The organism is Pseudomonas sp. P4_C4 (assembly GCF_056402055.1).
On sequence record NZ_JBFUID010000009.1, the window covers coordinates 1 to 17,679 of the forward strand.

Annotated in this window: 17 protein-coding genes; 11 read left to right on the forward strand and 6 right to left on the reverse strand. The window is 59.6% G+C overall.

The window, feature by feature from the left end; all coding sequences use genetic code 11:
* Window positions 1–159: transposase domain-containing protein (locus AC1DXW_RS07120; RefSeq protein WP_477759889.1), on the reverse strand; the 159-nt coding region annotated here is incomplete at its 3' end.
* Between the two features lie 347 nt (window positions 160–506).
* On the opposite strand from AC1DXW_RS07120, the gene AC1DXW_RS07125 reads away from it, so the two are divergent.
* Genes AC1DXW_RS07125 through AC1DXW_RS07135 form a run of 3 tightly spaced genes read left to right on the forward strand, consistent with a single transcriptional unit; the run spans window position 507 to window position 2,625 of the window.
* Complete coding sequence (locus AC1DXW_RS07125; RefSeq protein ID WP_477753124.1) at window positions 507–1,001, forward strand: helix-turn-helix domain-containing protein; 495 nt, start codon at window positions 507–509, stop codon at window positions 999–1,001.
* Window positions 998–2,275: a type II toxin-antitoxin system HipA family toxin gene (locus tag AC1DXW_RS07130; protein ID WP_477759874.1), complete on the forward strand. Its 1,278-nt coding sequence runs from the start codon at window positions 998–1,000 to the stop codon at window positions 2,273–2,275. The genes AC1DXW_RS07125 and AC1DXW_RS07130 overlap by 4 nt, the downstream gene beginning before the upstream one ends.
* The gene (locus AC1DXW_RS07135; protein WP_477753122.1) at window positions 2,272–2,625 is read left to right on the forward strand and encodes a DUF1493 family protein; all 354 of its coding nucleotides are present in this window, start codon (window positions 2,272–2,274) and stop codon (window positions 2,623–2,625) included. The genes AC1DXW_RS07130 and AC1DXW_RS07135 overlap by 4 nt, the downstream gene beginning before the upstream one ends.
* 58 nt (window positions 2,626–2,683) lie before the next feature.
* Here the strand turns inward: AC1DXW_RS07135 and AC1DXW_RS07140 are convergent, their stop codons facing one another.
* The 3 genes from AC1DXW_RS07140 to AC1DXW_RS07150 all read right to left on the reverse strand — a co-directional run bounded on the left by AC1DXW_RS07140 (window position 2,684) and on the right by AC1DXW_RS07150 (window position 5,941).
* Window positions 2,684–4,225: a phosphoenolpyruvate carboxykinase gene (locus AC1DXW_RS07140; protein ID WP_056726915.1), complete on the reverse strand. Its 1,542-nt coding sequence runs from the start codon at window positions 4,223–4,225 to the stop codon at window positions 2,684–2,686.
* Window positions 4,226–4,405: 180 nt separating this feature from the next.
* Window positions 4,406–5,308: an Hsp33 family molecular chaperone HslO gene (hslO, locus tag AC1DXW_RS07145; RefSeq protein ID WP_477753121.1), complete on the reverse strand. Its 903-nt coding sequence runs from the start codon at window positions 5,306–5,308 to the stop codon at window positions 4,406–4,408.
* Between the two features lie 228 nt (window positions 5,309–5,536).
* The gene (locus AC1DXW_RS07150; protein ID WP_108216131.1) at window positions 5,537–5,941 is read right to left on the reverse strand and encodes an RNA-binding S4 domain-containing protein; all 405 of its coding nucleotides are present in this window, start codon (window positions 5,939–5,941) and stop codon (window positions 5,537–5,539) included.
* Between the two features lie 216 nt (window positions 5,942–6,157).
* Here AC1DXW_RS07150 and rimB point away from each other — a divergent pair, with 216 nt between their 5' ends.
* Together rimB and rimK are read left to right on the forward strand one after the other, a co-directional pair.
* Window positions 6,158–6,637: a retropepsin-like aspartic endopeptidase RimB gene (gene rimB, locus AC1DXW_RS07155; RefSeq protein WP_477753119.1), complete on the forward strand. Its 480-nt coding sequence runs from the start codon at window positions 6,158–6,160 to the stop codon at window positions 6,635–6,637.
* Window positions 6,634–7,539, forward strand: coding sequence for a 30S ribosomal protein S6--L-glutamate ligase (gene rimK, locus AC1DXW_RS07160; RefSeq protein WP_007972871.1), 906 nt, complete (start codon window positions 6,634–6,636; stop codon window positions 7,537–7,539). The genes rimB and rimK overlap by 4 nt, the downstream gene beginning before the upstream one ends.
* Before the next feature lie 155 nt (window positions 7,540–7,694).
* Here the strand turns inward: rimK and AC1DXW_RS07165 are convergent, their stop codons facing one another.
* Together AC1DXW_RS07165 and ompR are read right to left on the reverse strand one after the other, a co-directional pair.
* Window positions 7,695–9,008, reverse strand: a complete 1,314-nt coding sequence (locus AC1DXW_RS07165; RefSeq protein WP_414876977.1) for an ATP-binding protein — start codon at window positions 9,006–9,008, stop codon at window positions 7,695–7,697.
* A 115-nt stretch (window positions 9,009–9,123) separates the two neighbouring features.
* Window positions 9,124–9,864, reverse strand: coding sequence for an osmolarity response regulator transcription factor OmpR (gene ompR / locus AC1DXW_RS07170; protein WP_007972873.1), 741 nt, complete (start codon window positions 9,862–9,864; stop codon window positions 9,124–9,126).
* Between the two features lie 361 nt (window positions 9,865–10,225).
* Between ompR and AC1DXW_RS07175 the strand changes: the two genes are divergently transcribed.
* The 6 genes from AC1DXW_RS07175 (at window position 10,226) to tauC (ending at window position 17,593) form a co-directional block, all read left to right on the forward strand.
* Window positions 10,226–12,550: a Tex family protein gene (locus AC1DXW_RS07175; RefSeq protein WP_477753117.1), complete on the forward strand. Its 2,325-nt coding sequence runs from the start codon at window positions 10,226–10,228 to the stop codon at window positions 12,548–12,550.
* Window positions 12,550–12,933 carry a PaaI family thioesterase gene (locus AC1DXW_RS07180; protein ID WP_477753116.1) on the forward strand — a complete coding sequence of 128 codons (384 nt, stop codon included), beginning with the start codon at window positions 12,550–12,552 and terminating at the stop codon, window positions 12,931–12,933. Before AC1DXW_RS07175 ends, AC1DXW_RS07180 begins: the two co-directional genes overlap by 1 nt.
* Window positions 12,934–13,165: 232 nt before the next feature.
* Window positions 13,166–14,749 (forward strand): glutamate--cysteine ligase, encoded by a 1,584-nt coding sequence (gene gshA / locus AC1DXW_RS07185; RefSeq protein WP_477753115.1) that lies wholly within the window; start codon window positions 13,166–13,168, stop codon window positions 14,747–14,749.
* A 226-nt stretch (window positions 14,750–14,975) separates the two neighbouring features.
* Window positions 14,976–15,953 carry a taurine ABC transporter substrate-binding protein gene (tauA, locus tag AC1DXW_RS07190; RefSeq protein WP_477753114.1) on the forward strand — a complete coding sequence of 326 codons (978 nt, stop codon included), beginning with the start codon at window positions 14,976–14,978 and terminating at the stop codon, window positions 15,951–15,953.
* Window positions 15,954–15,968: 15 nt separating this feature from the next.
* Window positions 15,969–16,763, forward strand: a complete 795-nt coding sequence (tauB, locus tag AC1DXW_RS07195) for a taurine ABC transporter ATP-binding subunit (RefSeq protein ID WP_477753113.1) — start codon at window positions 15,969–15,971, stop codon at window positions 16,761–16,763.
* Window positions 16,760–17,593: a taurine ABC transporter permease TauC gene (tauC, locus tag AC1DXW_RS07200; RefSeq protein ID WP_477753112.1), complete on the forward strand. Its 834-nt coding sequence runs from the start codon at window positions 16,760–16,762 to the stop codon at window positions 17,591–17,593. The genes tauB and tauC overlap by 4 nt, the downstream gene beginning before the upstream one ends.
* The last annotated feature ends 86 nt before the right edge of the window (window positions 17,594–17,679 follow it).

Below are 17,679 nucleotides of genomic sequence, written 5' to 3' on the forward strand. Positions count from 1 at the left end.
CACCTGATCGGCGGGCAGGCGCCGTCGGCGAATGGTGGCCTGACTGGATAGATCCAGCGCAGACGCTACCCACTCAATCGGGATGTTTTGGGTGAAGGTGCTCAGGTCGCAAAAGTTGAAAAGGTCGCCGAGGTCGAGCAGGTCCTGTTGAACAGACATAAAAAATCCGATGCCAGAGGTCTGGCATCGGATTTTCGGGGAAGCCCGGCTGGGACTCAAATACTTAAGTGAACAGCATTACGGTTGGTTCGGGGCTTTTTTGTGGCTCATTGTCCCGTCCTGAAATAGGTTTACACCTGTTTCAGGACGGGACAGTACACTAAAGTGGAATTATTCTGGCTGTTTAAATATAAAACAGCTGGAATAATGGCAGTTAGCATGTCTTCCTAAAGGAAATCAGCGTCACGAGAATGGTGTCTTTTTCAATGCCCCAATCGCCGCTCATTTTTTCCTTTAAGTGCTATTATTCTGGCAGTTATAGCGCCTTAATGAAGGAATATTGGCATATGGCCAAGAAGACAGCTCCACTCTTGCCCGCCGCTTCCAGACTACTTTCCGAGTTCGGCGAGCGACTGAAACTCGCTCGCCTACGCCGCAAACTCACAGCTAAACAAGTCGCTGAGAGGTCGGGAATGTCACTGACAACCTTGCGCTCTCTGGAATCAGGTGGCTCAGGGGTGACCATCGGCGCCTACCTGTCTGTCATGCAAGTTCTGGGTCTGGAAAAAGACTTGAACAAACTCGCGGCAACCGATGAGGTGGGGCGGCAACTGCAGGACGCACAACTCAAACCCAAGGCAACCTCAGTCAAAGACTCGAACCCACGAGTACGCCGAATAAGCGCAGTAAAAAAAGCCTCCCCAATACCTGAAAAAGATACTGGAGTGATTGAAAGTACCACCCACACAGAAGAGCTATCCGCTGACTTCCCCTTCAACACCCACTCACTTTCCAGTCTGTTGACCAAGAAAAAAACCAAGCCCGCGACAGGTGAAAAATGACGCAAATTGCGGTGTATGCCGATTGGGAATCCTTGAATGGGCCCAGACGTCTCGGTTTCTTGCATGCCCGAAAAGCCCGCTCCACGGACGTCTTCGAGTTTGAATACGACGCCGCTGCGTTAGCTGACCCCGAGTTGAACTTCACACCCCTGGACCCTCGAATCGGGCTCTATGAGGGTCGTCAGTTCCCGGGGCAACATCAAAGCCGATTTGGCGTGTTCGCTGACTCAAGCCCGGATCGGTGGGGTCAACTGTTGATGAAGCGGCGACTGGAGCGCGATATCCGCGACGGCTTGGCTGCCAAAGGCAGCAAGCTCCACGAGTCGGATTTCCTGTTAGGCGTACATGACCTCTATCGGGTCGGTGCAATCCGCTACAAGCTCAATGACCAAGGCAACTTTCTCGATGATCGCGATGGCGTGGCCGCCCCACCCTTCATTGAGTTGCGGGCGTTGGAACAAGCAAGCCGAGCTCTGGAAAACGATCCGGACAACACCTCACTCGATGGCCGCGAGTGGCTGAGAATGCTGATCGCACCTGGAGGCTCACTGGGTGGCGCCCGCCCCAAGGCCAGCGTTGCAGACGAGCACGGTCACTTGTGGATTGCCAAGTTCCCCAGCACCCGCGACGACTATGACATTGGCGCTTGGGAACTGGTGGTGAATGCCTTGGCCAGTCATTGTGGCCTGCGAGTCGCGACCGGTATCGCCCGACGCTATGCCAGTGATCATCACTGCTTCATGGTCAAGCGATTCGATCGTACTGAACGGGGTGGCCGACTGCATTTTGCCTCAGGCATGACCATGACTGATCGCGTTGACGGTGACGATGCCTCCGTCGGCGCAAGCTACCTTGAGTTAGCCGAAGTGCTCATGGAACATGGCTCGCAAACCAACGCTGACCTTCGAGAGTTGTGGTCTCGGATTGTTTTCAACATCCTGGTCTCCAACACCGACGACCATCTGCGCAACCATGGTTTTATCCTTGATCCGGATCGTGGATGGCGATTGTCTGCCGCCTATGACATGAACCCGGTGGCCCACGCCGACGGCTTGAAGCTCAACATCACCGATACCGATAACGCACTGGATCTGGAGCTGGCCCGGGAAGTGGCAGAGTATTTTCGGGTCGGTCGTGCGGATGCAGAAAACATCATCGACAGCTTCAAAGAAGTTGTCAGCCAATGGCCAACACTAGCGGGGGCTTTGGGGCTATCGAAACGTGAGCAGGATAATATGGCGCCTGCATTTCGATTAGCGGAACCTATGCAATGAACCTCGCCCCCAACCTCCCTGACGACCACTTGATGCAGCAACTCATGCAACTGCTGCATGAAGAACTCGGCCTGCCCGAACGCAAAACCATCAGCCTCGGCACCTCGATAAACTTCGACCTGGGTTGCAACGGCACCGATGCTCAACACCTGATCGAAACCCTGGAAAACCACTTTGCCATCGATTTCGTGGATTTCGACAGCTATCGCTATTTCCAGCCCGACGGCCACGATGTGAATCTAAAGCGAAAAGCCAAGGGTCGCGGCGAGAAGGTGCCATTGACCATCGGCATGCTCTACCGGGCCGTTCAGGCTCAGCGCTGGGACACGCAGGAGTTGGAAGGCCTGTAACGACGCGCACGAAAAAGCCGCCCCGAAGGGCGGCTTTTTCATTGCATCAAACCAACGCTTACAGCTTTGGACCAGCAGCCTTGATCGCGTCGCTCACTTCGAACTTCTTGAAGTTCTCGATGAACAGGCCGGCCAATGCTTTGGCGGCTTCGTCGTAGGCGGCTTTGTCGGCCCAGGTGTTGCGTGGGTTCAGCAGGCCAGTCTCAACGCCCGGTACGGCCACTGGCACGTCGAGGTTGATGGTGTCCAGGTGCTCGGTCTCGGTACCGATCAGCGCGCCGCTCTGGATCGCTGCGATCACGGCGCGGGTGGTCGGGATGTTGAAGCGCTTGCCGACGCCGTAGCCACCGCCGGTCCAGCCGGTGTTGACCAGGTAGACCTTGGAGCCGAAGCCGCGGATGCGCTTGATCAGCAGCTCAGCGTATTCACCGGCCGGACGCGGGAAGAACGGTGCGCCGAAGCAGGTGGAGAAGGTCGACTTGATGCCGCTGCCCGAACCCATTTCGGTCGAACCGACCAGTGCGGTGTAACCGGACAGGAAGTGGTAAGCCGCTTGTTCTTCGTTGAGGATCGACACTGGCGGCAGCACGCCGGTCAGGTCGCAGGTCAGGAAGATCACAGCGTTCGGCTCGCCACCGAGGTTCTTCTCGGAACGCTTGGCAACGTGCTCCAGCGGGTAGGCGGCACGGCTGTTCTGGGTCAGGCTGACATCGGCGTAGTCGGCGTGCTTGGCGTCATCGATGACGACGTTTTCCAATACCGCGCCGTGCTTGATGGCTTTCCAGATAACCGGCTCGTTCTTCTCGGACAGGTCGATGCACTTGGCATAGCAACCGCCTTCGATGTTGAACACAACGCCTTCGCCCCAGCCGTGCTCGTCGTCACCGATCAGGTAACGGCTTTCGTCGGCGGACAGGGTGGTTTTACCAGTGCCGGACAGACCGAAGAACAGGGTCACGTCGCCCTCTTCGCCGATGTTGGCGGCGCAGTGCATTGGCAGTACGTCGGCAGCCGGCAGCAGGAAGTTCTGCACCGAGAACATGGCTTTCTTCATTTCACCGGCGTAACGCATGCCGGCGATCAGCACTTTCTTCTGTGCGAAGTTGAGGATCACACAGCCGTCGGAGTTGGTGCCGTCACGCTCTGGCACGCACTCGAAGTTGGCAACGTTGAGGACCTGCCACTCGTCACGACCCGCCGGGTTGTACTGAGCCGGGTTGATGAACAGGCAACGGCCGAACAGGTTCTGCCAGGCAGTCTGGGTGGTCATCTTCACGGCCAGATAGTGCTCGGAAGCCGCACCTACATGCACGTGGGAAACGAAATGCTCTTGCGCGTTATTGAATGCCTCAACGCGAGCCCACAGGGCGTCGAACTTGTCGGCCGGGAACTTGCGGTTGATCGGGCCCCAGGCGATGGCGGCCTGGGTGCTTGGCTCTTCAACGATGAAACGATCGACTGGCGAACGGCCGGTACGGTGACCGGTACGAACAACCAGTGCGCCGGTATCGGCAAGCTCGCCTTCACCGCGGTTGAGGGCTTCTTTAACCAGATCATCAACACTCAGATCGGTGTACACGGCATTGTTGGCTTGCGTCATGAGGTTCCCCGTCGGCCAGTGGCCGAGTGCTCCAAACGTTTTTGTAGTAGAAAGTCGTGCACTACTACCGCGAAAAAAGTGGGCCGGATTATGCCAGAAAAGCCCAAAAAGAGTAGGCCCCTCCTGTCGTAACGGCATTAATCCGGCGGCAGCCAGTGAATTTACCTGCGCTGAATCGTTTTAGTGACGGGTATCTGACGGCGTCTCGATACCCGCACCGGCGAACAATTGAGTCACGTCGGCGGCATCGAACAGGTAGCGCTGGTTGCAGAACTGGCAATCGATCTCGATGTTGCCACCGTGCTCGACAACCAATTGCTGCGCGTCTTCCATACCCAGACTGACCAGCGCATTGGCTGAACGTTCGCGGGAGCAGCTGCAGCGAAAGCGCAACTTCTGCACATCGAACAGACGCACCTGCTCTTCGTGGTAGAGACGATGTAGCACGGTTTCGTTGTCCAAGCCCAGCAGTTCATCGGCGGTCAGGGTGGTGGCCAATGCGGTGAGGTGCTGCCAGCTGGCAGCGCGGTCCTCTTCGTCTTTAAGGCGGTCGGCGGGCAGTTGCTGCAGCAACAGGCCACGGGCGCGGCGGCCATCGGCGCAGAGCTTGATACGCGTGCCAATCTGCTGCGACATGACGAAGTAGTTGGTAAAGCAGTCGGACAACGTTTCGCCATCCAGATCGACGACGCCCTGGTAGCGTTGGCCCTGTTTCGGGTCGACGGTCAATGTCAGCGAGCCATCCGGCATCAAGTCGGCCAGGGTAGCGTCGGGGGCAATGCGGTCCGCTTCGTAACGGGCCAGGCCACGAATATCGCGCTCGCTGGAGCACTCGATCATCAGCAGCGGGATCGGACCTTCAGAGCGGGCCTGCAGGATCAGCAAGCCATCGAACTTCAACGCGCCGACCAGCAACGATGCAGCCGCCATCAGCTCGCCGAGCAGTTGCGCGACCGGCTGCGGGTAGGCGTGTTTGGCCAGGACTTCGGCGTAGCTGAGCTCCAAAGAGACCAGCTCGCCACGGGTGTCGCTGTCATCGAAGATGAAGCGTTGGGTGAAGTCGTTATCCGATAGGTCGGTCATAAGTCTGGGTATCTGAAGTGGTGACAAAAGTGATTACAGAATTCGAGGTTACGCCTTGGCCATAGCGTCTTGCTGTCTGGTTATGGCTTACAGGCCGGCGACTGCGTGCGCTTTACGACGAATGGCACTGCCAATGGCTCATGCAGGGTAGGCGAATTACCACATATGGCTACGCGCAAGCACAATTACAAGTCTTTGCCTGTATGAGTGATCGACGGACCCGGTCAATCATTCGTTGCTGCTGCCACGAAACTTGAACAGATCCCGCCGCTGTTTCTTGCTCGGTTTGCCATCGGTGCTCACGCCCAGAGCGCCTGCTTTACGCTCGGCGGCGGCGTTTTCGCGCTTGGCGATGCTGGCTTCGGTTTCGGCGTACAGCATCTGCGCTTCCGGCGCGCCACGGCGAACGATCGACAGCGCCTGAACCACCACCGTGCGCTCGTCGAAACCGGTACGAATCACGAATTCATCGCCGATACGTGGTTCCTTGCCGGGCTTGCAGCGCTCACCCCGGCAATGCACCTTGCCGCTTTCAATCGCCGCTTTGGCCAAGGCCCGGGTTTTGTAAAAACGCGCAGCCCACAACCATTTATCGAGGCGGACTTTGTCGTCCTCTTCGTTTTTTTGTGCCATGGAATTTCCTCATTCTGAAATATTGGTGAACTGTACTACCGTTTCTGTCGTACCAAGAATTACTCCGTCCCGGACTACAATGCTGACATTCCATAACCTCCTTGCGGGGCTGGAAATCCGGGCCGTAGATATCTGTCGCCTTTTAATCATTATTCTGCGTGAATACCGCGAATTCGGTCGCCYGCGGCCACCGCGGCTTCTACCGGTTGAGCAATATTGAAGACATTTGACCATTTGACCGTTATCGGTCTGCGCGAGTGGGTGGCGCTCCCTGATTTGGGAGTCGCCGGCCTTCGGGCAAAAATCGATACCGGCGCCAGCACCTCAAGCCTCCACGCCACCGAAATCGAGCCGTTCGAGCGCGACGGCGAGCAGTGGGTGCGTTTCACGGCACACCTGGGCACGGTGGTGCAGTTGCGTCACCGTCGCTGCGAAGCACCGCTGGTGACAAGGAAAACCATTAAAAGCTCAAACGGTCACGCGCAGGTGCGATACGTGATCAGCACCACCCTGGCCCTTGGTGATCGGGTCTGGCGGGTCGAGTTCACGCTCGCCTGCCGCAAGTCCATGCGTTATCGCCTGCTGCTCGGCTCCAAAGCCCTGATCCACGGCCAGTTGGTGGTCAATCCGGGCATCAAGTATGTACAAGACAAGCCGGTGTTCCCGGTATCTACCTCCTCCACAGGTGTTGCATGAAGATCGCTGTGCTGTCGCGGAACCCGCGTCTGTATTCCACCCGTCGTCTGGTCGAAGCCGGTACCGAGCGTGGCCATGAAATGGTGGTGGTCGACACCTTGCGCGCCTACATGAACATCGCCAGCCACAAGCCGCAGATCCACTACCGCGGCAAACCGCTGGAGGGTTTCGATGCGGTGATTCCACGGATCGGTGCGTCCGTGACCTTTTATGGCTGCGCAGTGCTGCGCCAGTTCGAAATGATGGGGGTATTTCCACTCAACGAATCGGTGGCCATTGCCCGTTCGCGGGACAAGCTGCGTTCGCTGCAATTGCTGTCTCGTCGCGGGATCGGTTTGCCGGTGACCGGCTTTGCCCACTCCCCCGATGACATTCCCGACCTGATCGAAATGGTCAACGGCGCGCCGTTGGTGATCAAGGTGCTGGAAGGTACCCAGGGCATCGGCGTGGTGCTGTGCGAAACCGCCACGGCCGCGGAATCGGTGATCGAGGCATTCATGGGCCTCAAGCAGAACATCATGGTTCAGGAGTACATCAAGGAGGCTGGCGGGGCGGATATTCGCTGCTTCGTCGTCGGTGACAAGGTGATTGCGGCGATGAAGCGCCAGGCCAAACCCGGCGAGTTTCGCTCCAACCTGCATCGCGGTGGCAGCGCGAGCCTGATCAAGATCACACCCGAAGAGCGCATGACAGCGTTGCGTGCGGCGAAGGTCATGGGGCTGGCGGTGGCGGGAGTGGATATCCTGCGCTCCAATCACGGGCCGCTGGTGATGGAAGTGAACTCGTCGCCGGGGCTTGAGGGGATCGAGACCACCACCGGGAAGAATGTGGCGGGGATCATCATTGAGCATCTGGAGAAGAATGGTGGGCCGAATATGACGCGGACCAAAGGGAAAGGTTAAACCCTGAGTTTTTTGGCGGCTGGAAGGCCGCCATCGCGAGCAAGCTCGCTCCCACAGTGGATATGAGTGGATGCAAATTTCGCATCCAATGCGATTCAATGTGGGAGCGAGCTTGCTCGCGATGGGGCCATCAGCCACACCAAAAAAGTCAGCGGTTAAACCGCATCCCGCGGCAGCATCAACCCCAACGGCAACCGCACCCGCGCTTCCAGCCCACCACCCGAGCGATTGCGTAGTTCGACATTCCCGCCATGCATCGAAGCGATCCGCTTCACGATTGCCAATCCCAACCCGGTGCCCTTGCCGCCGCGGGCACGATCGCCGCGGGTGAACGGGTTGAAAATCGCCTCCAGCTCTGACGGATCGATCCCCGCGCCACGGTCCATGACACTCAGGACCACATACGGCGCACTGGTATCCCCGGACACATATGCCGCCACTTCCACCCCGCTGCCGGCGTGATGCAGAGCATTACCGATCAGGTTGTTCAGCAGCCGCTTCATCGATACCCGACGCAGCGGGAACGGCTGGATCGGCTCCAGGCGCAAATGCACTTTCTCTTCGTTCTGGTTGTACGGCGCGGCGACTTCACGAACCAGATCGCTCAGGTCCACTTCTTCCACCGACTCATCACGTCCGTCACGAATGAACGCCAGGAACTGGTCAAGAATCGCGTCCATGTCTTCGATGTCACGGATCATGTCGTCCGTCAGGTCACTGTGGTCGCCCATCAGCTCCAGGGACAGCCGCAAGCGGGTCAACGGCGTACGCAAGTCGTGGGACACCCCGGCCAGCATCAACTCGCGTTCGCGACCGGCCTGCTCGACGTCTTCGGCCATCTGGTTGAAGGCGCGGTAAACCTCGGTCATCTCACTCGGCGTATCGCTGATCGGCAGGCGCACGCTACGGCCCTGGCCGAGTTGCCGCGCGGCATACACCAGACGCTTCAAAGGTTGATTGAGCTGGCTGACGAAGATCCAGGCCGAAGCGGTGGACAGCAGGCCAATAGCGAGGAACCAGCCGAGCACGTTCCAGATTTTCTGACCGCGCAACGGATGCGGATACAACGGCACTTTCAGCCAGCCTTCACCCAGGCTCGGAGCGCGAACCCACAGTGCCGGGGGAGAATGCATGCGTAGTCGCACTTCGGTGTCCGGCCCCAACTCGGTCTGCATCTGTCGCTGGTAAATCTCACTGTATGGCCAATGTTGCTCGCCTTCCGGGACACCGGCGCCTACTACCCGAATCAGGGGTGCACTATCGGCAATCTTTGCGCGGTTCTCTTCATCAGCCGCCCAGTAGGCACGCAGCACCAGGGCGACACCGTGGCTGTATTGGCGGTCCACCAGCACGTCTTCGTTCATCAGCAGATAAACCAGGGTCAGCGCCTTGGAGAAGAGAACGACGATGAGCACCAGCCAAAGGGTGCGAGAGAAGAAGCTCTGGGGAAACCAAACGGGGGTTTTCATGGATAGCCGTTAAACACTTGCAGGAGCGAGCGATGCTCGCATATTGCGGATCGCGAGTCTGCGGACAGGATCGATTGATCCGTTGTCCGCATGACCCGCTCCTACAAATCGCCAATCACTTGGTGGCGGTACCATCCGGTACAAACACGTAACCCACGCCCCAGACAGTCTGGATGTAACGCGGTTTGGACGGATCGGGCTCGATCATCCGGCGCAGACGGGAAATCTGCACATCGATGGAACGCTCCAGGGCATCCCACTCGCGACCACGGGCCAGGTTCATCAATTTGTCGCGGGTCAGCGGTTGACGCGCATTCATCACCAGGGCCTTGAGCACAGCGAATTCACCGGTGGTGAGCATGTGCACTTCTTCGCCGCGCTTGAGCTCGCGGGTGGCCAGGGACAACTCGTAGTCACCGAAGGTCACGCTTTCGTCTTCGCTGCCCGGAGCGCCAGGCACCGGCGCCGACTGGCGACGCAATACCGCCTTGACGCGAGCCATCAACTCATCGGGGTTGAACGGCTTGGCCAGGTAATCGTCGGCGCCCAGTTCCAGGCCCTTGATGCGGCTCAGCTCGTCGCCCTTGGCGGTGAGCATGATGATCGGAATCTGGTTGTTCGCGTTGCGCAGACGGCGGCAGGCGGTCAGGCCGTCTTCGCCGGGCAACATCAGGTCGAGGACGACCAGGTTGAACACTTCGCGCGCCAGCAGGCGATCCATTTGCTCGGTATTCGGTACGGCGCGGGCGCGGTAGCCCTTGCTGACGAAAAAACGTTCCAGCAGGCTGCTCAGCCCCGGATCGTCGTCAACGATAAGAATTTTTTCGCCTTCAGCAGTTTGTGCAGTGCTGCTCATTGGATGCTCCCTTTGATCTCGGCGCGCATTATGGCGTAGCTGCCGTTATACGCACCGTGTGCATTGTTAGCAGATTTTTCCTATACCGCCAGAAAACCGGCCATTGCACCGGCAACCCGCGATGCCCCGAATGCCGTAACGCTGGTTATAATGCCCGGCCTTTTGTGTCAGGCAACATCAGACAGGTACTACAGACGGACTCCATTTATTTTCATGGCGTCGGCAGTAATTGTTCGATTTCACGGGTCAACGGGATACCTTTTGATCCAGGTAGCGGTGCAGGCCAGGCCGCTCAACCAGACTCGCCGAGGCCCTATCTCTGCGCCTGCGAGCCTGCTTTCACAATTTGTCAGGTGGTTTTATGGACAGCATCAACAGCCGCATCGCCGAGGAACTCGGTGTACGCCCACAACAGGTCGAAGCGGCCGTCGCGCTACTCGATGAAGGCTCTACCGTTCCCTTCATCGCCCGTTACCGGAAAGAAGTGACCGGCAGCCTCGACGATACGCAATTGCGTCATCTGGAAGAGCGCCTGCGCTACCTGCGAGAACTCGACGAACGGCGTATCAGCATCCTCGCCAGCATCCAGGAGCAGGGCAAGCTGACCCCGCAACTTGAACGCGACATCAAGCTCGCCGACACCAAGACCCGTCTCGAAGACTTGTACCTGCCGTACAAGCAGAAGCGCCGCACCAAGGGTCAGATCGCCCTGGAAGCCGGCCTCGGCGAACTGGCCGACGGCCTGTTCAACGACCCGGCCCTGAGCCCGGAAACCGAAGCCGCACGTTTCATCGACGCCGAAAAAGGCGTGGCCGATGTGAAGGCAGCCCTCGAAGGCGCCAAGTACATCCTGATGGAGCGCTTCGCCGAAGACGCCGGCCTGCTGGAAAAGCTGCGCAACTACCTCAAGCAGGAAGCCACCCTCAGTGCCCGCGTGATTGCCGGCAAGGAAGAGGAAGGCGCCAAGTTCCGCGACTACTTCGAACACGACGAACCGCTCAAAAGCATGCCGTCGCACCGCGCCCTGGCGATTTTCCGCGGCCGCAACGAAGGCATTCTCAGCTCCGCGCTGAAAGTCGGCGAGGAACTGCCGGGCACCATGCACCCGTGCGAAGGCATGATCGGCCAGCAATTCGGCATCCAGAACCAGAACCGCGCCGCCGACAAATGGCTGGGCGAAGTGGTGCGCTGGACCTGGAAGGTCAAGCTCTACACCCATCTGGAAACCGACCTGCTGGGCGAGCTGCGCGATGGCGCGGAAACCGAAGCGATCAACGTATTCGCCCACAACCTGCACGACCTGCTGCTGTCGGCCCCGGCCGGCCCGCGCGCCACTCTGGGCCTCGACCCGGGCCTGCGCACCGGTTGCAAGGTCGCCGTGGTCGACTCCACCGGCAAGCTGCTGGATCACGCCACGGTTTACCCGCACGTGCCGCACAACAAGTGGGAGCAGACCCTCGCCGTGCTCGCCGCCCTGTGCGCCAAGCACTCGGTGGACCTGATCGCCATCGGCAACGGTACCGCCAGCCGCGAGACCGACAAGCTGGCCGCGGAACTGATCAAAAAATACCCGGCCATGAAAATGACCAAGGTCATGGTGTCCGAGGCCGGTGCATCGGTTTACTCGGCATCGGAGCTGGCTTCCAAGGAATTCCCGGACCTCGACGTGTCGATCCGTGGCGCCGTGTCGATTGCCCGTCGCCTGCAAGACCCGCTGGCTGAGTTGGTGAAGATCGATCCGAAATCCATCGGCGTCGGCCAGTACCAGCACGACGTGTCGCAGCTGAAATTGGCCCGTGGCCTGGATGCGGTGGTCGAGGACTGCGTGAACGCCGTCGGCGTGGACGTGAACACCGCCTCCGTGGCGCTGCTGGCACGGATCTCCGGCCTCAACGCGACCCTGGCGCAGAACATCGTCAGCCACCGCGACGAGCACGGCGCGTTCAAAACCCGCGCTGCGCTGAAGAAAGTCGCCCGCCTGGGTGAAAAAACCTTCGAACAGGCCGCCGGCTTCCTGCGCGTCATGAACGGCGAAAACCCGCTGGACTCGTCGGCGGTTCACCCGGAAGCCTATCCGCTGGTTCAGCGCATCGCCGCCGAAACCGACCGTGACATCCGCTCGCTGATTGGCGATGCCACGTTCCTCAAGCGTCTCGATCCGAAGAAGTACACCGATGAAACCTTCGGTTTGCCGACGGTCACCGACATCCTCCAGGAACTGGAAAAACCCGGCCGCGATCCGCGTCCCGAGTTCAAGACCGCCGAGTTCCAGGAAGGCGTCGAAGACCTCAAGGACCTGCAACCGGGCATGATCCTCGAAGGCGTGGTGACCAACGTGACCAACTTCGGTGCCTTCGTCGATATCGGCGTTCATCAGGACGGTTTGGTGCACATCTCCGCACTTTCGGAGAAGTTCATCAAGGATCCACGGGAAGCGGTGAAGGCCGGTGACGTGGTGAAAGTGAAGGTCATGGAAGTCGACATCCCGCGCAAACGCGTTGGCCTGTCGATGCGCATGAGCGACACCCCGGGCGAGAAAATCGACGGCGCTCGCGGCGCGCGTCCGGGGTCGGCTCCACGCCAGTCCCAGAACACCGCACCGCGCAAGGAAACCACGGCGGCAGCACCGGGCAACAATGCCATGGCTTCGTTGTTCGCCAATGCCAAGCAGTTGAAGAAACGCTGATGGACATTCCCGCCGGGCTGACCGAAAGCGCGTTTTTCAAGCTGCTGGGCTGCCGCTTGCACAGTCTGGAAACCGGGGTGGCGCAAGTCGCCCTGGCGCTGGAACCCGAGCTGCGCAATCGCGGTGGCAAGCTGCACGGCGGGGCCTTGTTCAGCCTGGTGGACATTGCCATGGGGCTGGCCTGTTCCAGCACCCACGGTTTTGACCAGCAGAGCGCGACCATCGAGTGCAAAATCAACTACATCCGCGCCGTCGAAGGTGGCGAGGTGATGTGCACGGCGCGGGTGATCCATCCGGGCCGCCGCACGCTGGTGGTCGAAGCCGACGTGATGCAAGGCGACAAACTCGTCGCAAAAGCACAAGGCACGTTCGCTGTCCTGTAGATAGTCTTCCCCGATTTGAGTTAATTTCGGCGCAATGACCTGTAGGAGCGAGCTTGCTCGCGATGAACGTCAGGGCGCCGTTTTCAATCAGGCACCCCTCGTTATCGTTAACCTCCATCGCGAGCTAGCTCGCTCCTACAAAACCAGGCGAAAACGCCAGTTTTAACTTCACCCTTGTAGACCGTCTTGCCCACCCCCATATTGGGGCGACTGACGCGTGAAGGAATCCAACTTGAGCGAACTTCTCAACCGCCGCCTGGCTCTGCTCGGCGAGCGCGCTAACCTCTCTCTGCTCGAACAGTGCCTTCACGGCATCGAACGTGAATGCCTGCGCGTGACCGATGAAGGTCGCCTGGCGCAAACGCCGCACCCGGAAGAATTGGGTTCCGCGCTGACCAATGAACAGATCACCACCGACTATTCCGAGTCGCTGCTGGAGTTCATCACCCCGGCCCTGCCCGATCCTGCCGATACGCTGGCGAGCCTGGACAGCATTCACCGCTTTGCCTACAGCAAGCTCGGCAACGAGTATCTGTGGAGTCCATCGATGCCGTGCCCGTTGCCGGCCGAGGAAGACATCCCGATCGCCTATTACGGCACGTCCAATATCGGGCAGCTCAAGTACGTCTACCGCAAGGGTCTGGCCCTGCGTTACGGCAAAACCATGCAATGCATTGCCGGCATTCACTACAACTTCTCCTTGCCGGAAAAGCTCTGGCCGTTGCTCAGGCAGGCCGAGGGTTTTGTCGGCACTGACCGCGACTTTCAGTCGTCCTCCTACATCGCCCTGATCCGTAACTTCCGCCGCTACAGCTGGCTGCTGATGTACCTGTTCGGCGCCTCGCCAGCACTGGACGCCGGCTTCCTGCGCGGTCGTTCGCATCAGCTGGAGCAACTGGATCCGCAGACTTTGTACTTGCCTTACGCCACCAGCCTGCGCATGAGCGACCTGGGTTATCAGAGCAGCGCCCAGGCCGGCCTGACGCCGTGCTACAACGATCTGAACAGCTACACCGACAGCCTGCGCAAAGCGGTGGCCACGCCGTATGCACCCTATGTCGAAGTCGGCACCCACCAGGATGGCGAGTGGGTGCAGCTCAACACCAACATCCTGCAGATCGAAAACGAGTACTACTCCAACATCCGCCCGAAACGCGTGACCTACACCGGTGAACGCCCTATCCAGGCACTGATGGCCCGAGGTATCCAGTACATTGAAGTGCGCTGCCTGGACATCAATCCGTTCCTGCCGATGGGCATCGACCTCACCGAGTCGCGTTTCCTCGATGCGTTCCTGCTGTACTGCGCGCTCAATGACAGCCCGCTGCTGACCAACACCAATTGCGGCAACGCGACCTCGAACTTCCTCAGCGTGGTCAAGGAAGGTCGTCGTCCAGGCCTGCAGCTGCAACGGGATGGCCAGCCGGTTGACCTCAAGGAATGGGCCGGCGAGTTGCTGGAGAAAATTGCTCCATTGGCCGCGATGCTCGACCAGAGCCATGGCGGCGATGCCCACAGCAAAGCGCTGGACGCCCAGATGGCCAAGGTTCGGGACCCGTCCCTGACGCCCTCGGCCCAGGTGCTGGCAGCGATGGCCGAGCACAAGGAGAGCTTTACCCAGTTCTCACTGCGCCAGAGCCAGGCCCATGCCGAGTTCTTCCGCAGCGAGCCATTGGCGGCTGAAGAACAGGCGCAGTTTGAAGAGCGGGCACGTTCGTCCCTGGCTCAACAGGCTGAGCTGGAGCAGAACGAAGTCGGTGATTTCGATGTGTTTGTCGGGGCGTATCAGGCGAGCATTCTGGCGATCAGTAACTAATCGGCGCCTGTAAAAAAGATCGCAGCCTTCGGCAGCTCCTACATTGGAATGCGTTTCCTGTAGGAGCTGCCGAAGGCTGCGATCTTTTTGTTTCCAGCCCATTCACAATGATTCACCGGGTGTTCCCCTCATAAGCTAATTCGAAAAAGTTATTTATTTTCGAATTCTTAGATCATTTAGTCTCTTTCTCACGCCGACTCTCGGTCGCCTGACAAGGAGCTTTCTGATGAAACTGACTTTCCCTCTACGCTTGCTGGCGGCCGCTTCCTTGGTTACCGCAAGTTTTTTTGCCCAGGCGGCCGACTTCACCGTCGCCTACCAGACCACCGTTGATCCGGCGAAAGTCGCCCAGGCCGACGGCGCTTACGAAAAAGCCACCAAGGCCGATATCAGCTGGCGCAAATTCGACAACGGTGCCGATATCATCGCTGCCATCGCCTCCGGCGACGTGCAGATCGGCTACCTCGGTTCCAGCCCTCTGACCGCCGCCATCACTCGCAAAGTCCCGGTAGAAACCTTCCTCATCGCCACCCAGATCGGCGCCGCTGAAGCCTTGGTCGCCCGCGACGGTTCCGGGATCAAGACCCCGCAAGACCTGATCGGCAAGAAAATCGCCGTGCCATTTGTGTCCACCGGCCACTACAGCCTGCTCGCTGCGCTCAAGCACTGGAACATCGATCCGTCGAAAGTCACCGTTCTCAACCTGGCCCCACCCGCGATCATTGCCGCCTGGAAACGCGGTGACATCGACGCCACTTACGTCTGGGATCCGGCCCTCGGTGTCGCCAAGGAAAACGGCAAGGTGTTGATCACCTCCGGCGAACTGGCCAAGTTCGGTGCACCGACCTTCGACGCCTGGATCGTGCGCAAGGATTTCGCCGAGAAGCATCCGGAAATCGTCACCGCGTTCGCCAAAGTGACCCTGGACGCCTATGCCGATTACCGCAAAGACCCGCAAGCCTGGCTCGCCAACCAGGGCAACGTCGACAAACTGGTGAAGCTCTCCGGCGCCAAGGCCAGCGACATTCCGTTGCTGCTGCAAGGCAACGTCTACCCGCTGGCGGCTGACCAGGTGCTCACCCTCGGCGCGCCAACCACCAAAGCCATCACCGACACCGCGGCGTTCCTCAAGGAACAAGGCAAGGTCGAGGCGGTGCTGCCGGACTACGCACCGTACGTCAGCGCCAAGTTCATCACCAACTGATCGGGAGTCAATGCGATGGCCTTGCTACAGCTGGAGCGCATCAGCGCACAGTACCCCGGCAATCCGGAACCGGTGTTGGCGGATATCTCCCTGAGCCTGGGACCCCGGCAATTGCTGGTCGCCCTCGGCCCGTCCGGCAGTGGCAAGACTTCGCTGTTGAACCTGATTGCCGGTTTCGTCGAGCCCAGCGCCGGGCGCATCACCCTCGACGGCGTGCCCGTCAAAGGCCCGAGTGCCGAGCGTGGCGTGGTGTTCCAGGACGACGCGTTGCTGCCGTGGCAAGACGTACTGGCCAATGTCGGGTTCGGTCTTGAGCTGGCCGGTATCGCACGGGACAAACGCGAAGCCCACGCCCGGGAAATGCTCGCCCTGGTCGACCTTTCCGGTTTTGAACAGCGCCGCATCTGGCAGCTTTCCGGTGGCCAGAAGCAGCGTGTCGGCCTGGCCCGCGCCCTCGCCGCCGACCCGCGTGTGTTGCTGATGGATGAGCCTTTCGGTGCCCTCGACGCCTTCACCCGCGAGCAGATGCAGGAACTGTTGCTGCAAGTCTGGCAACGTACCGCCAAACCGGTGTTCCTGATTACCCACGACATCGAAGAAGCCGTGTTCCTCGCCACCGACCTGATTCTGCTGGCACCAAACCCGGGGCAAATCGTCGAGCGCCTGAGCCTCGATTTCGGTCAGCGCTATGCCGCCGGTGAATCGGCCCGCTCGATCAAATCCGACCCACGCTTTATCGAAACCCGCGAACACGTACTCGCCAAAGTGTTCTCCCAACGCAGTGCCGCCCAGTGGCAGGAGCGCGCATGAGCAGTTACCAAACTCCCGTCGCAGCGATCAAGCCAGGCACTCCCGTGACTCCGGTGCCACGCAGCTTGAGCACGCGCTGGATCAGTGTGCTGACACTGTTCGTTCTCGTTGCTATTTGGTGGGCCGTGACGGCGACCAGCTTGATCGAACCGCTGTTCCTGCCGCCACCTTCCGCCGTGCTGCAAAAAGGCTGGCTGCTGGCGACTTCGGGCTACATGGATTCAACCCTGTGGCAGCACCTCGGCGCGAGTCTGGACCGCATCGGCCTGGGCCTCGGCTTTGCGATTCTCACCGCCGTGCCGGTGGGCATCGCCATCGGCGCCAACCGTATCGCCCGTGGCGTGCTCGACCCGCTGATCGAGTTCTACCGGCCGATTCCGCCGCTGGCTTATCTGCCACTGATCGTGATCTGGTGCGGCATCGGCGAATTGTCGAAAGTGCTGCTGATCTACCTGGCGATCTTCGCCCCGATTGCCATCGCCACCGCCACCGGTGTGCGTACGGTCGACCCGGCCAAATTGCGTGCCGCGCAGTCGCTCGGTGCAACGCGCGTGCAGTTGATTCGCCACGTCATTTTGCCGAGTGCCTTGCCGGATATCTTGACCGGTGTGCGCATTGGCCTCGGTGTGGGTTGGTCGACCCTGGTCGCCGCCGAATTGATTGCCGCCACCAGCGGTCTTGGCTTCATGGTGCAATCGGCTGCGCAGTTTTTGGTCACCGATGTGGTGGTACTGGGGATTCTGGTGATCGCGCTGATCGCCTTCGCGATGGAGTTGGGCCTGCGTGCCCTGCAACGCAAACTGGTGCCGTGGCACGGCCAAAATCACTGACAGTATTCATGTGGGAGCGAGCTTGCTCGCGATGACGGTTGCACATTCAACACCTGTGTCGCCTGACAATCCGCTATCGCGAGCAA